The organism is Nocardioides jishulii, from assembly GCF_006007965.1.
Classification (GTDB): Bacteria; Actinomycetota; Actinomycetes; order Propionibacteriales; family Nocardioidaceae; genus Nocardioides; species Nocardioides jishulii.
This window is the reverse complement of sequence record NZ_CP040748.1, coordinates 1,953,763-1,967,529: the sequence shown is the minus strand read 5'-3', so window position 1 is coordinate 1,967,529 and position 13,767 is coordinate 1,953,763. Positions and strand designations below refer to the sequence as shown.

Annotated in this window: 12 protein-coding genes and 1 pseudogene; 3 read left to right on the top strand and 10 right to left on the bottom strand. The window is 68.1% G+C overall.

Annotated features, from left to right (window positions below; all coding sequences use genetic code 11):
* Nucleotides 1-98 precede the first annotated feature (98 nt).
* The 7 genes and pseudogenes from FCL41_RS09260 to FCL41_RS09235 form a co-directional block, all read right to left on the bottom strand.
* On the bottom strand, nt 99-320 hold the full coding sequence (locus FCL41_RS09260; RefSeq protein ID WP_137065767.1) for a hypothetical protein: 222 nt from the start codon (nt 318-320) through the stop codon (nt 99-101).
* Nucleotides 317-1,798, bottom strand: coding sequence for an alpha/beta fold hydrolase (locus FCL41_RS09255; protein ID WP_137065766.1), 1,482 nt, complete (start codon nt 1,796-1,798; stop codon nt 317-319). The genes FCL41_RS09260 and FCL41_RS09255 overlap by 4 nt, the downstream gene beginning before the upstream one ends.
* Nucleotides 1,795-2,061 (bottom strand): hypothetical protein, encoded by a 267-nt coding sequence (locus FCL41_RS09250; protein WP_137065765.1) that lies wholly within the window; start codon nt 2,059-2,061, stop codon nt 1,795-1,797. Before FCL41_RS09250 ends, FCL41_RS09255 begins: the two co-directional genes overlap by 4 nt.
* Nucleotides 2,052-2,396 carry a DUF6544 family protein gene (locus tag FCL41_RS17800; RefSeq protein ID WP_420846576.1) on the bottom strand — a complete coding sequence of 115 codons (345 nt, stop codon included), beginning with the start codon at nt 2,394-2,396 and terminating at the stop codon, nt 2,052-2,054. Before FCL41_RS17800 ends, FCL41_RS09250 begins: the two co-directional genes overlap by 10 nt.
* A gap of 19 nt (nt 2,397-2,415) precedes the next feature.
* Nucleotides 2,416-2,799 (bottom strand): annotated as a pseudogene (locus FCL41_RS17795) (DUF6544 family protein); the annotation flags it as partial.
* A 513-nt stretch (nt 2,800-3,312) separates the two neighbouring features.
* Nucleotides 3,313-3,582: a hypothetical protein gene (locus FCL41_RS09240; RefSeq protein WP_137065763.1), complete on the bottom strand. Its 270-nt coding sequence runs from the start codon at nt 3,580-3,582 to the stop codon at nt 3,313-3,315.
* Between the two features lie 683 nt (nt 3,583-4,265).
* Nucleotides 4,266-7,061: a cation-translocating P-type ATPase gene (locus FCL41_RS09235; RefSeq protein ID WP_239021595.1), complete on the bottom strand. Its 2,796-nt coding sequence runs from the start codon at nt 7,059-7,061 to the stop codon at nt 4,266-4,268.
* A 95-nt stretch (nt 7,062-7,156) separates the two neighbouring features.
* Between FCL41_RS09235 and FCL41_RS09230 the strand changes: the two genes are divergently transcribed.
* Both FCL41_RS09230 and FCL41_RS09225 read left to right on the top strand, forming a co-directional pair.
* Nucleotides 7,157-9,604 carry a phosphoketolase family protein gene (locus tag FCL41_RS09230; protein ID WP_137065761.1) on the top strand — a complete coding sequence of 816 codons (2,448 nt, stop codon included), beginning with the start codon at nt 7,157-7,159 and terminating at the stop codon, nt 9,602-9,604.
* 4 nt (nt 9,605-9,608) lie between these two features.
* The gene (locus FCL41_RS09225; RefSeq protein ID WP_212723117.1) at nt 9,609-10,715 is read left to right on the top strand and encodes an acetate/propionate family kinase; all 1,107 of its coding nucleotides are present in this window, start codon (nt 9,609-9,611) and stop codon (nt 10,713-10,715) included.
* 327 nt (nt 10,716-11,042) lie between these two features.
* Here FCL41_RS09225 and FCL41_RS09220 read toward each other — a convergent pair whose 3' ends face one another.
* Both FCL41_RS09220 and FCL41_RS09215 read right to left on the bottom strand, forming a co-directional pair.
* Nucleotides 11,043-11,519, bottom strand: coding sequence for a PGPGW domain-containing protein (locus FCL41_RS09220; RefSeq protein ID WP_170970243.1), 477 nt, complete (start codon nt 11,517-11,519; stop codon nt 11,043-11,045).
* A 167-nt stretch (nt 11,520-11,686) separates the two neighbouring features.
* Nucleotides 11,687-12,037: a lipopolysaccharide assembly protein LapA domain-containing protein gene (locus FCL41_RS09215; protein ID WP_137065758.1), complete on the bottom strand. Its 351-nt coding sequence runs from the start codon at nt 12,035-12,037 to the stop codon at nt 11,687-11,689.
* Between the two features lie 265 nt (nt 12,038-12,302).
* On the opposite strand from FCL41_RS09215, the gene FCL41_RS17790 reads away from it, so the two are divergent.
* On the top strand, nt 12,303-12,605 hold the full coding sequence (locus FCL41_RS17790) for an IS3 family transposase (RefSeq protein ID WP_170970242.1): 303 nt from the start codon (nt 12,303-12,305) through the stop codon (nt 12,603-12,605).
* On the opposite strand, the gene FCL41_RS09205 is transcribed toward FCL41_RS17790, so the two are convergent.
* Nucleotides 12,538-13,650: an IS110 family RNA-guided transposase gene (locus FCL41_RS09205; protein ID WP_239021594.1), complete on the bottom strand. Its 1,113-nt coding sequence runs from the start codon at nt 13,648-13,650 to the stop codon at nt 12,538-12,540. The two genes, FCL41_RS17790 and FCL41_RS09205, sit on opposite strands and share 68 nt — an antisense overlap.
* Nucleotides 13,651-13,767 lie beyond the last annotated feature (117 nt).

Sequence of the window (13,767 nt, the reverse complement as noted above, 5' to 3'; positions counted from 1 at the left end):
ATTCGTCAGCCTGCCAGCCTGAGGGTCGGGCCGCCCCACGAACGCGGGAGACGCCGAGCATGGTCCAGGTGGATGTCGACTTCCTGGGCTTTTCTAGCTCATGACGGTGGTGCCATCTCGATGGCGTGGTCGTGTCCGTCGTGGTGGACGACCAGGGCCGAGTGGTAAAGGTCGGCGCGCTGCCGGTGCCGGCGGGCGGCGGCGAGTCCTTCGTAGAGGCGGCCGCATCCCCGCACGCACTGACCGCCGGCACCGGCCCCCAGAGGGAGCCAGTACAGGTCGACGCTCGCGCGGTCGTCCGGTCGCCGGCTGGTGGTCACGGTGCACCGGCCCCGGCCCCGGTCGTGGCCAGGACCTGGGACATCAGGTCGGCGAACCGGCCCGGCTCGTCGTACGGCGGGGTGTGTCCCGACCGTTCGAAGACCACGTACTCCTTGCTCGGAGCGGACAGGGCGTCGAACCACTCCCGGGCCACGGTCTCGCGTCCTGCCGCCTCGTGGGCGCCTTCCACCAGGTAGATCGGGACGTCGAGACGTGGCACGTCGGCGCGGAAGTTGGTGTCGCTCAACTGCGGGTACAGGACGTGGAACGTCTCGGCGATGGCGGCCATCCCGCGCAGCTGCTCCACGAGCGTGTACTCGGCGACGAACAGGCTGGTCGGGTACTCCGAATCGGGGTCGTAGTCCTCACCGTGCTCGAAGTCGATCCACTTGGGATTGGACGCGATGGCGACCGGGTAGTCCAAGGTGTCGTCGTAGGGCGGGGGGCCGAGGTCGCGCAGGGTGTCGGCTGCGTCGTCGTCGCCCTTTGCTTCCGCGTCCTGGAGGCTCTCGGTGTACATCAGCTGGTCGGTCTCGAACGGGTCGACCATCTGCCCGGTGCCGACGTAGGCGTGGAAGAGCTCGGGGGAGTCCTGGACCGCCAGCGTCCCGATGAGGGTGCCCCAGGAGCTGCCGACGAGGTAGATCTTCTGCTCCTCGAACCGGTCGCGCAGGTAGCGAGTGACGTCGAGGGTGTCCTGGACCATCTGGTCGAGGGTCAGGGTCGAGGTGGGCTCCAGGGAGTCGTAGGACTTGCCGGTGCCGCGCTGGTCCCAGGTGGCGACGACGAACTCCTGCTCCAGGTCCTCCCCGGAGTTGCGGATCCGGCCGATCCCGGTCCCGCCCGGGCCGCCCTCGAGGAACAGCAGGACCGGTGACTCGGTCGAGACGCCGCGGAGCATGATCGCCTGGTCGTGGCCCCCGATCGGCACCTCGACCAGCTCGGCGATGCTGCCGGGCACCTCGTCGCCGTCGGCACCGACGATGCGCTCGGTCGACGCAGGTCGGAGCAGACCGGCGAACAGCAGAACCACCGCGACGGTGGCGAGCGCCAGGACGCCACGGCGTACCAGCCGCCCGCCAGGCGGGGGCGCACCGGGGGAGGGCTCGACCCGTCGCGCCAGGACCAGGCCCCAGCCGCAGCCGACCACCAGCGGCAGCAGCATCAGCACGGCATCGACCCCGCGGCCGCCGACCAGCGCGATGACGCCGTACAGGCCGTCGAGGGAGATGCCGTCCACCGTGGGTCCGTCGATCCGCACCCGGACCAGTTCGAAGACGAGCCCGTAGGACATAGGTGCGGCTAGCAGGATCCATCGGGCGCGGGTCGACCACCCGGCAACCAGGCCCACCGCCACCATGACCAGCAGGACCGTGACCGCCTCGACGGTGGTCACGGGTCCGCGGGGCACGAGCCATCCCGTGATCGCGCCGGCGACGCCGACGAGCAGCACTCCTGCCGCGCTACGGCTGTTCACGCGGACTCCGCTCGTTCGAACGCGATCACCGGCGTCCAGGCACCGAGGCCTCGTCGGCTGGCGGGGTGGGCCGCCAGGTACGTCGCCGCGGCCGGGGAACGTTGGGGACCCGTCAGCACGTGTCCGACGACGTCGTACAGGGCGCCGTCGCGGACGGCACGGCCCGACACCGGGCCGGTGTAGGAGATCGCGGTGAGACCGGCGGGCAGCAGCCGTTGGCCACACCCCTTGATCATGGTCGGGACCACTCGATTCAACCGCATGCCCAGCACTCCTGTCGGGTGTTGCTCCTACACGCTAGGCACGTTGTAGGCGATCTCGTCGAACTCGAGCTCGATGTAGGTGAACCAGCCCGTGGGTCCTGCCACCGTCCCTCGCCCGTCGTGAGCAGTCGGTGCCCGTCCGCGTCGCGGTATCCCGACAGCGGGGTTGACCAAGTCTGCGGGGCGAACGACTTCCCATCCTCCGAGGCGCGGGACCGGTCCTCGGAGACGAAGTCGACCAGGTCGCCGGAGGTGTTGAACGTGAGCTCGGCCGAGACCGTCTGGTCGCCGAGGGTGAAGACCCACGGACGTGCGTGGCGTCCATGGCCGTCCACCGGACGGGGCGTCGACGATGGCGCCGGGCGCCAGGAGGACGAGCTCGTTGAAGACGGTGACCGTCTCGCCTCGGTTCATCTCGGCGCCGGAGGCGTCGACGACGGTGACCAGCGAGAGGACCTTGGCTCGCATGGTGGCGGTCGCGTCGGCGTAGAGGTGCAGAACGGTGACCGGGAGCCCGGACCTGGTGGCGTCCATCAGGAACAGTCGCTGCGGCCGCTCCCCGAAGGTGTTGACCTGCCTGCCGGTGAAGGTCATCCACGCGGTGGCCGGGCTGCTGCGGATGCGGCCGTGGAAGTCGGCGTACACGCTGGTGACCCGGGGCTTGCCGACGGCCCCGGAGCGGCGGATGCAGGTCGCGAGAGGCTGCGGCAATCCGGCGAGGTCCTTCTCGATCAGCACCGGGGGTGTCGCGTCGGCGTCCGTGAGCGCCTGGGTGGCCTGCTTCTCCCACGTGGCGTGGAAGCTGGTTGGCCCCACCGAGAGGAAGCCGTAGGCCGCGACGAGGGCCAGGAGCACGTTGAGCACGGTGCCCGCCCTCGCGTCGCTCCACGACGTGACGACGGCGAGCTGGGACACCACCGCGGCGGCCGCGGCGATCAACCACCACCACGTGGGTGCTCCGAGGACGATCAGGACGGCGGTGGCCAGGACGAGCACGGCCGCCAGTAACCACAAAAACGCCCCTCCGGGCGTCGATGGGTCCCTTGAGCTGGGGAACGTCTGCCCACCCGAACCCCTTGGCGACACCGAGGAGATGGATGAGCCCGTGCACTCCCAGCACGACGATCACGGTCCAGCGGACAGCGTTGCCCATGCGGATCAGTCCCTTCCCCCGACACTCTCATCCCCAATCGACGTCGCGCGCTAAACCCCGCAGCGCGGACCCGCCGGGATCCCACGATCGGGTCCGCTTCAGAGTCCGACGATGACGCCGGCTTCCCACCCGCTCGCCGCGATCAACACCACCATGGCAACGACCAGTCCCCACCCCACCTGGGGACTTCTCCTGCCTCTCTGAGACGGCTGGATCCGGACTGCCCTCGTCCTGCCGTGAATCTTGACGTCCTGCCATCTGCTGATCTGGTAGGCGGCTGCCGCGGCAAGGGCATAGGCCGCGAGCTCGTAGAAGCCGGGTGTGACTAGCCAGTGAAACGATGGCGCGATCTTGCCCGTCTCGGGCATGGTGAAGCAGTTCGTTCAGTGATGACCCCGAAGTAGACCTGCATCACGACCACGGTGAGGTAGCCAAGCGGCACACCGTTGGAGAAGCGGATGGGGTTGGCTGCCACGTAGAAGAGAAGCAGGATCTCCGAGTTGAACGCCGCAGTGCGCGCCCACTCGACGAGGAAGCTGCCGGCAGCGTCATCACCTGTGACCAGCACGCCGGCGCTGCGTCCACGCAGCAACGCCGCGGGCAGTCACGAGAAGGCGATGGCTTGGCAGAGGACGAAGGCGACGACCCCGAGGCCGAGCAGCGTCGCGAAACGGACGCTCAGCCGCGGGGAGCACAGGAGGCTGACCAAGACGGAAGCAATGATGCGTCGTTGATCGACCCCTGAAGTCGACGTCGTTCCCCTCACGCGGCGCCTGCGCTACGGGCTTGTTGGCGACCTGTGGGCGGCAGCTGCCGCGCCGATGACGAGGCCGATCCCCGCGCCCACCAAGAGGCCGGGAGCAATGAAGGCGGTGCCACCCAGAACCGCACCAAGGGCGAGTCCGATCCCGGTTCCGAACACCATCGCGTGGGGGACCTGCAAGGACTGTGCGTCCTGAGCTGTCATGACACTCCCGCCGACTGTGTGCGGCCGCCGCGATGGCAACTGGTTCGACCATACGCCTCGGGTCCCGGTCGGTCCTGGCTGTTGTCAGGGGCGATCCTTCAGTCGGAGGAGCATCTTGCGGAGCTCGTCGTACCAGAGCACGACCGAGCCGAGGGCGACACACGCGGCCCAGTGAGCCAGGTCCAGGGACGCGGTGCCGAATGCGACCTGGAGGAACGGAACCTCGACGACGGCGACCTGGAGCACCACTCCGAGAGCGATCGCGCCCCACAGCCACTTGTTGGCGAAGAGGCCGTGGAAGGCGGTCGTCGTCTCCGACCGGGCGTTGAGGGAGTTGAAAAGTTGTGCGAGCACGAGCGTGGTGAACCCGGCGGTGCGGGCGACGTCGAGTGTGTCGTGGCCCTCGACGAGGCCGCCGGGCAGGAACAGGTCGATGGCGAAGAGGGTGGCCCCGGCCATGACCAGGCCGAGGGTCACGATGCCTCTCCACATCCGGGCGTCGATCGCCCGGTCCGTCACCTTGCGCGGTGTCCGTGCCATCACATCGTCGATCTCGGGGTCGATCCCCATGGCCAGCGCGGGTGTCGAGTCGGTGATCAGGTTGATCCACAGGATCTGGGTGGCGAGCAGCGGCAGCACGACGGTGGCCCCGTCGCTGGCCTCGTTGAGCCCAATGACGCCGGCCAGGACGACGCCGAGGAAGACGGTGAGGACCTCGCCCACGTTGGACGACAGCAGGTACCGCAGGAACTTCTTGATGTTCTCGAAGATGACGCGGCCCTGACGCACGGCGGCGACGATCGTGGCGAAGTTGTCGTCGGCCAGGATCATCCGCGCCGCCTCCTTGGTCACCTCCGTCCCGGTGATGCCCATCGCCACGCCGATGTCTGCCGACTTCAGGGCGGGGGCGTCGTTGACGCCGTCGCCGGTCATGGACACGATCTGGCCGTCGGACTGCAGCGAGTCGACGAGCCTGAGCTTGTGCTGGGGGGCCACCCGGGCATACACGGAGACCTCGCGCGTGAGGACGAGCAGCTCCTCGTCGTCGAGGGTGTCCAGCTCCACCCCGGTCACTGCGCGGTCTCCGGCCTCGATGATGCCGAGGTCCTCCGCGATGCGGCTTGCGGTGCTCGGGTGGTCCCCGGTGATCATGATGACGCGGATGCCGGCGCGGTGTGCCTCGCCAATGGCCGCGGCCACCTCGGTGCGCGCGGGGTCGATGATGCCGACGACCCCCACGTAGACCAGGTCCTCCTCCCAGGACTGGTCCATCTCGACAGCACCGTCGGACCCTTGGGCGGATTCGTCGGTCACGGCGCGGTAGGCGACGCCGAGGGTCCGGTAGGCGTCGGTGGAGAGGATTTCGATCTCGGCGAGACGCGCAGCCCGGGTCGCGTCGGTGAGGGGTTCGGTGTCGCGGCCCACCTGCTGCCGGGTGCAGCTGGCCAGGAGGACGTCGGGCGCGCCCTTGCTGAGCAGGACGTGGGCGCCGTTGCTGGCCTGCTGGTGCAGGGTCGACATCATCTTGCGCTCGGACGTGAACGGGATCTCTGCCCGTCGCTGGAATCGGCCCATCCACTCGGTGGTGCCCTCGAGCTTGCGTGCCGCGACCAGGAACGCCGCCTCGGTCGGATCGCCGACGATCTCCCACGCACCGGCACGCTCTGTCAGCTGTGCGTCGTTGGCGAGCGAGCCAGCCCCGAGCAAGAGCCGCGCCTCGTGCAGGTGAGTGTCGTGGAGCGGCGTTGCGTCACTGCGTACCTCTCCCTCGGGGCGGTACCCGACACCACTGACCTCGGCGGTGCCGGACGCAGTGACGATCCGCTGGATCGTCATCTCGTTGCGGGTGAGGGTGCCGGTCTTGTCGGTGCAGATGACCGAGGCCGACCCGAGCGCCTCCACCGAGCTGAGCTTCTTCACCACGGCGTTGCGCTTGGCCATCCGCTGCACGCCGATGGCGAGCACCACGGACAGGATGGTCGGGAGGCCCTCGGGCACCGCGGCGACAGCGAGCGAGACCCCCAGCAGCAGCACGATCACCAGGTCACTCGGCTCGGTGACCCCGTCCACCAGGATGATCGTGAGCATCACGACGATCGCGATGACGACGACCCCTGCCCCGAGGACCCGGCTGATGCTCGCCACCTCGTCCTGCAGGGGGGTGGGTTCCTCGACGGTGGCGTCGAGCAGATCGGCGATGGCGCCGACCTCGCTGTCCATCCCGACGCCGGTGACGATCGCGCGTCCGGTGCCCTGGGCGACGGCGGTGCCCTTGAACACCATGTTCAGCCGGTCGCCGAGAGGCGCCGGGTGACTCAGCGTGGTGGGGTCCTTGGTGACTGCCTCGCTCTCCCCGGTCAGGGACGCCTCCTGGATCCGGAGCGAGTTAGCGGTCAGCAGGCGTGCGTCTGCTCCGACCGCGGCGCCTTCGTCGAGCACCAGCACGTCCCCTCGGACCAGCTCCGCTGAGGGAACCGTCCGCAGCGTCCCGTCGCGCAGGACCGTGGACGCCGCGGCTGTCATGGTGCCGAGAGCCGCCACGGCGTCCTCGGCCCGTGACTCCTGGGTGTAGCCGAGCACGGCGTTGAGCACGATGATGGCGGCGATGACAAAGGCGTCGATGGGGGTGCCCGGGGCGCCGTCGATGACCCAGGCGATGAGCGAGATCGTCACGGCCGCGAGCAGCAGGTAGATCAGGGGATCCTGGAACTGCGCGAGGACCTTCCGCCAGGTCGGCACCGGCTTCTTGCCACGGAGCTCGTTGGGGCCGTCGGCGGCCAGTCGGCGGGCCGCCTCCTCCTCGGAGAGTCCGGTGGTGGGGTCCACGTCCAGCTCTCGGCCGACGACGTCGCCGCCCAGCAGCGACGGGTCGCGAAGCACTCCCAGAGTCGACGAATCCAGATCCATTGATCGTTTCCCCCTGAGCTTCGCCGTGCCCTCGACGCGGCGATGCCTCAACGTTAGCGTCCTGGCGCATGAGCCGACGCAAAGTCACGAACAGCACCGTCAGCGGGCAACCTCTCAGCCCGGCCGAGCTTCGACGGGTCGACGCCTGGTGGCGGGCGGCGAACTACCTGTCGGTGGGCCAGATCTACCTGATGGACAACCCGCTTCTGCGTGAGGCCCTGCAGCCGGAGCACGTCAAGCCGCGGCTGCTCGGCCACTGGGGCACGACCCCTGGGCTGAACTTCATGTACGCGCACCTCAACCGCGCGATCACGGCTCGCGACCTCGACATGATGTACGTCATCGGGCCGGGCCACGGGGGTCCCGGCGTGGTTGCTTCGGGGTGGCTGGAGGGGACCTGCAGCGAGGTTTATCCGGACATCGGTCGGGATCTGGCAGGGATGCGTCGACTCTTCCAGCAGTTCTCCTTCCCTGGCGGGATCCCGAGCCACGTGGCCCCGGAGACACCGGGCTCCATCCACGAGGGGGGAGAGCTGGGGTACTCGCTGTCCCACGCCTACGGCGCCGCGTTCGACAACCCCGGGCTCGTGGTCGCGGCGGTGGTGGGGGACGGGGAGGCCGAGACCGGGCCGTTGGCTGCCAGCTGGCACTCCAACAAGTTCGTGGACCCTCGTCGCGACGGCGCAGTCCTCCCGATCCTGCACCTGAACGGATACAAGATCGCCAACCCCACCCTCCTGGCCCGCATCCCCACGGACGAGCTCACCTCACTGATGCGCGGGTACGGACACGCGCCGTACCTGGTTGAGGGATCCGATCCCGAGGAGATGCACCAGGCCTTCGCGGCCACTCTGGATCACTGCCTGGACGCGATCGGCGACATCCAGCACGAGGCACGCACCGCCCGGCGTCAGCCGGTCGCCCGGCGACCGTGGCCGATGATCGTGCTGCGCTCTCCCAAGGGTTGGACCGGGCCCGCAGAGGTCGACGGGCACCAGGTCGAAGGCTCCTGGCGCTCCCACCAGGTGCCGTTCGCCCGAGCCCGCGAGGACGACTCGCACCGTGCGGTCCTCGAGCAGTGGATGCGCAGCTACCGACCAGAGGAGCTGTTCACCGAGGACGGCGCCCCGGTCCCCGAGATCGCCGACCTGCATCCTGCTGGGGAGCGGCGGATGAGCGCCAACCAGCACGCGAACGGCGGACTCCTGCTGCACGACCTGCAGATGCCCGACTTCCGCGACTACGCGGTCGAGGTGGAGACCCCGGGGACCGGCGCGGTCGAGGCGACGAAGGTGCTGGGCGGGTTCCTGCGCGACGTGATGGCCGCCAACATGGATCGCTTCCGCCTGTTCTCACCGGACGAGAACAACTCCAACCGGCTCCAGGACGTGCTCGAGGTGACCTCTCGCACCTGGAACGCCGAGCTCCTGCCGGACGACGACAGCCTGGCCGTCGACGGCAGGGTGATGGAGATCCTCTCCGAGCACACCTGCCAAGGCTGGCTCGAGGGATACCTGTTGACCGGCAGGCACGGGCTCTTCTCCTGCTACGAGGCCTTCATCCACCTCGTGGACTCGATGTTCAACCAGCACGCGAAGTGGCTGAAGGTCAGCAACGACATCGTGTGGCGCAGACCGATCGCGTCCCTGAACTACCTGCTCACCTCGCACGTGTGGCGCCAGGACCACAACGGTTTCTCCCACCAGGACCCCGGCTTCGTCGACCACGTGGTCAACAAGAAGTCCGACGTGATCCGCGTCTACTTCCCGCCGGACGCCAACACGCTGCTCTCGGTGGCTGACCACTGCCTGCGCAGCCGCCAGTACGTCAACGTGATCGTCGCCGGCAAGCAGCCGACCCTGCAGTACCTCACGATGGACGAGGCGATCGTGCACTGCACCAAGGGCATCGGCATCTGGGACTGGGCCGGCACCCACCCCACCGAGGAACCCGACGTGGTGCTCGGCTGCGCGGGCGAGGTGCCGACGATGGAGGCGTTGGCCGCCGTCGAGCTGCTGCGCGGCTTCTTCCCCGACCTGGCCATCAGGTTCGTCAACGTGGTCGACCTGATGCGTCTCCAGGATGAGCGCGAGCACCCCCACGGCCTCTCCGACAACGCCTTCGACTCCCTGTTCACCAAGGACAAGCCGGTGATCTTCGCCTATCACGGCTATCCCACGCTCATCCACCGCCTGACCTACCGACGGCACAACCACCAGAACCTGCACGTGCGCGGCTACAAGGAGGAAGGCACCACGACCACGCCGTTCGACATGACCGTGCTCAACCAGGTCGACCGCTTCAACCTGGCGATCGACGTGATCGACCGGGTGCCCAGCCTCCAGATAGTGGGGGCACCGGTCCGCGAGATCCTGCGGGACAAGCTGATCGAGCACAGGATCTACATCCGCACCCATGGTGAGGATCTCCCCGAGATCCAGGACTGGCAGTGGGGGATGGGGGCCGGACCTCAGGCGGCGACGCCGGATCCCGCCCAGAACGCCCCGGAGGGCTGAGGGCGTGCGGGTCCTGGTCGTCAACGCCGGTTCCAGCAGCCTCAAGCTCTCCGTGCGCGAAGGGGACGACGAGGTCGCGGCCACCACCATCGAGCGTTGGGAGGGAGAAGGGCACGTCGCACCGATCCGGGACTTCATCGAGCAGACCCCCACCCTCGACGCGATCGGTCACCGCGTCGTCCACGGCGGGCCACGCTTCATCGAACCCGTGCTCGTCGACGACGACGTGCTGGACTATCTCGACTTGATCACCAACCTGGCGCCCCTGCACAACCCGCGCGCCACCGCGGCGATCCGTGAGACCCGGAAGCTGTTGCCCGACACACCCGCCGTCGCCTGCTTTGACACCACGTTCCACGGCACGTTCCACGCCACGCTCCCCGCCGCGGCGAGCACCTACGCCCTGCCCCGGCAGTGGAACGAACGGTGGCAACTGCGGCGCTACGGATTCCATGGCCTCAGCCACGCCTACGCCGTACGCCGCGCCGCAGCCTTGGGCGGACGAGACCCCGCCGAGCTGCGCATCGTCTCCTGCCACCTCGGCGCGGGCGCCTCCCTGGCAGCCGTCCGCCACGGACGGTCCGTCGACACCACCATGGGCTTCACCCCGCTGGCAGGGTTAGTGATGGTCACCCGCTCCGGGTCGGTGGATCCGGGCATGGTGCTGTGTCTCCTCCAGAATGGCGACCTCACACCCGAACAACTGCGTGACGTCCTCGAGCACCAGTCGGGGATGAAGGGACTCTCCGGAACAAGCGGAGATCTCCGCGACGTCCTGGCTGCGCGTCAGGCCGGCAACCGCGACGCGGCCTTGGCCTACGACGTCTTCACCCACCACCTGCGGCGGGAGATCGGCGCCACGTCTGCCAGCGCCCAAGGCCTGGACCTGTTGGTGGTCACCGGCGGCATCGGAGAGCACTCCGCCGAGGTACGCCGGGACATGGCGGCCGGACTGGGCTACCTCGGCATCGACATCGACCAGGCCACGAACGACTCCGCACAAGGCGACACCGACCTCAGCACGCCGACGTCGACCGTGCTCACGGTGATGGTGAAATCCTCCGAGGAAGCCGAGATCGCCAGGCAGACCGCCCGACTGGCAACCAGCTGACCTCAAGCCCAGGGCCAATGGGCCGGGCCGAGCGACGGGTCCACGCAGTCCCGAGCACCAGGCCATAGGTCGGTAGCACTAGGGAAGGGATTGGGATGAGGCAGGCCCGGAGCTCGCCGCGTGCCAGCAGCCACGCGAGGAAGTCTCTTGCTTGACCAGCCGTGCCGCGACCGTCCCCCCCAAGAGGGTGGACTGGTACTTCGGCCCTGATGACATGCATGCCGCGCTGAAGCCTGTATCGCACGCGGCGGGCCACACTTGGCGCCCTCCTCGCCCCTCGAATTCTTGAATCGGTGGACGAAGCCCGAATCCGTCGGCCAAGCGTTCTCACCCCGGTCGCTCCTCTCCTCCCTCACGTGCCGGACTCCACTCGTCCCCGAAATCTCGGAAGTGCAAGTAGCTGTAGACCAGCAGGGCGAGGGCAATGACGCCGGACCCAAACAGGGTGGCACCGGCCCCCCAGCCGCCCATCAACCACCACTTGTCGGCCACAGGCCACCACGAGGGTGCCGCGACGCCGATGCCCCAGTAGACGCCTAGGCCGACCAACAGAAGGACGCCGATCACCGACAGCAGGATCCGAAGCCAGCTCTTGACGCTGTCGGCCGCCGTACGCAAGGCGGCCTTCCTGACCGGCGCAAGGCGCCGGTCGGCCCATTCGTACTGGGTGGCCAAGATGGCCATCCCGGCGAATAGGGCGAGCAGACCTGGTCCAGGTAACACCAGGGCCGCAAGACCGACGATGACGAGAACCCAGCCGGCGCCTTGTAGCAGGATGTGACTTCCGGTGCTCTTGACACTCACAGCAGGTCCTTCGTCGGTCGGATGAGGCGCCGCGGGACTATGCGGCAATGGGTGCCTGCACCAACGAGCCTAGGTCCGAACGTCAACACCCACTCAAGGGCAGGCATGAGGCCTCGTCGCGGGCCACCCCGAAAGGGCGGACTGCCAAGATTGCGTCGGGGTGGCAGTCAAGGGCTGGATGGACTGTGCCTGGTGTGGCGGGCGTTCCTGCGCAGTTGCGTGACCCGGGCGACGCCGGCGATCGCTACCACAACACCGCCTCCCACGGCGGCGATCAGCAGAGCCATTCCGAGAGGGATCGTTCCAGACATTCCAAGAAATTGGACTTCGACCTTCGACGAGTTCTCCAAGATGAAGACGATGAGGCAGATCAGCAGCAGGAGCGCGACGCTAGTGGCTACCCATGCGGCGCCGGCCCGCGTGAGCGGGGCGTGGGAAGTGGCGGAGGGGTCAGCCTGAGAGGCATTCGTCTCGACGGGTTCTGCGTCAGGTGTCGGCGAGGACGAGTTCGTGGTCATGTTCGTAACCCTCCTTGCGTTCGCGATCACTGTCAACGGCACTTCTGAGCCCAGGGGGAAAGTGGGTCTCTCGAAGTATCTGCGCGCGAGGCGAAGTGCGGCGCCCAATCTGGGCGTAGTGCAGCCCCGAACGTAGGTTCTCTGCCTAGCCAGGGGATCGCGTCGGACAGCGCGGCTCAGATGGGGCTTCTCCCATGCGGGCAAGCTTTATTTTGCACATCCCCAATTGGGTGTTTCGCGGCGAACCGAGCCCCGCGCTTTGAGCGTGAAGGCCGCCAAGACCAGGCCGCCTTCATTCCGGGCGGTCGCCGACGCGGGTCTCCTGGACGTGATCCGGCAGGTGCACGCCGACAACTACGGCGTCTACGGGGTCCGGAAGATGCACACCGAACTGAACCCGCGCGGCCACCGGATCGCCATGTGCATCGTGCACCGACTGATGCGCGGTGACGGGTTACGTGGGATCAGGGGGCTGCTGCACGAACTGGTCACAGACGCCCCTATAGGTCAAGAGTTCCCTGGCTGGCTGAGGTCGGTACGGCTTGCCGGGCGCGGTGATCGGTCATGACGGCCTGGTAGACCTCGCGGGCGAGGTAGCGCTTCAGGCAGCGGATGATGTCGCGTTTTGACAGTCCCTCGGCGGTCCGACGGGCGACGTACTTGATGGTCGGCTCATGGAATCTCATCCTCACGATGACGGCCCGGTAGAGGGCTGCGTTGGCTTCGCGGTGGCCAGCTCGTGAGAGCCGGTGCCGGTTCGTCATGCCCGAGGAGGCTGGTACCGGGCTGGTCCCGCAGAGCTTGGCGAAGACGGCTTCGGAGTGGACTCGATCGGGGTTGTCGCCGAAGACGATGAGCATCTCGGCTGCAGTGTCGGCGCCGATGCCGAGGCCTTCGCGCAGAGTGGGCGCGTGGGACCGGGTGAGGTCGTCGAGGATCGTGTCGTGCTCGCGGATCTCGGCTTCCAGCGCCTGGTAGCGCTTCGCAAGTGTCCGCAACGCGTGCTTGGCGCTGGCGGTCGGCGAGTTCACCGCGCCTGGACGCAGCGACGCGCATCGATCGATGAGGACCTTGTCGGAAGTGCCGGCGAGGTGCTCACGTAGGTCGGCCGGGGCGGTGACGATGAGCGCCTTGAGCGTGATGATCGCGCTTGTCTTCGCCTTGCGCGCGGTGTCGCGAGCGATCTTGATCTGCCGGATCATCTCTGCGGTGCCGTCGGCCGACTTCGGGACAGCCGTGGCTTGCCCGCCCAGGACTGCCCGGGCAGCGGCCTCGGCGTCCAGGGTGTCGCTCTTGCCATTACTGCGGCGGCTGCGGCGATCGCCGCGGTTGACCTCGATGACGCGGCGGCCGGTGCGACGCAGGAAGCTGGCCAGGCCGACGCCGTAGCGACCGGTGCCTTCGACGCCGTAGGCGATGACTCGACCGTTGCCGGCCAACGCGGCTGCCCAGGCTTCGAGTTGCGCGTAGCCTTCGCGGTTGGCGGCGACGTGTTGTGCTGCGAGCCGGGCGCCGAGGTGGTCGATCGCGACGGCGACGTGGGCGTACTTGTGGGTGTCGACGCCGATGATGATCTGACGGCTGGCTACCGGCTCGGGGGGTGTGACGGTCATGCTGGTCATGGCTGCCCTTCCGATCTGGCTGGGTTGTCGAAGCCAGCTGGTCGGGCGGGTAGGACAGGACTGTGATGGGTCAGGTTTGGCGATCAGGCCCCTAATCGGTCACCGCCC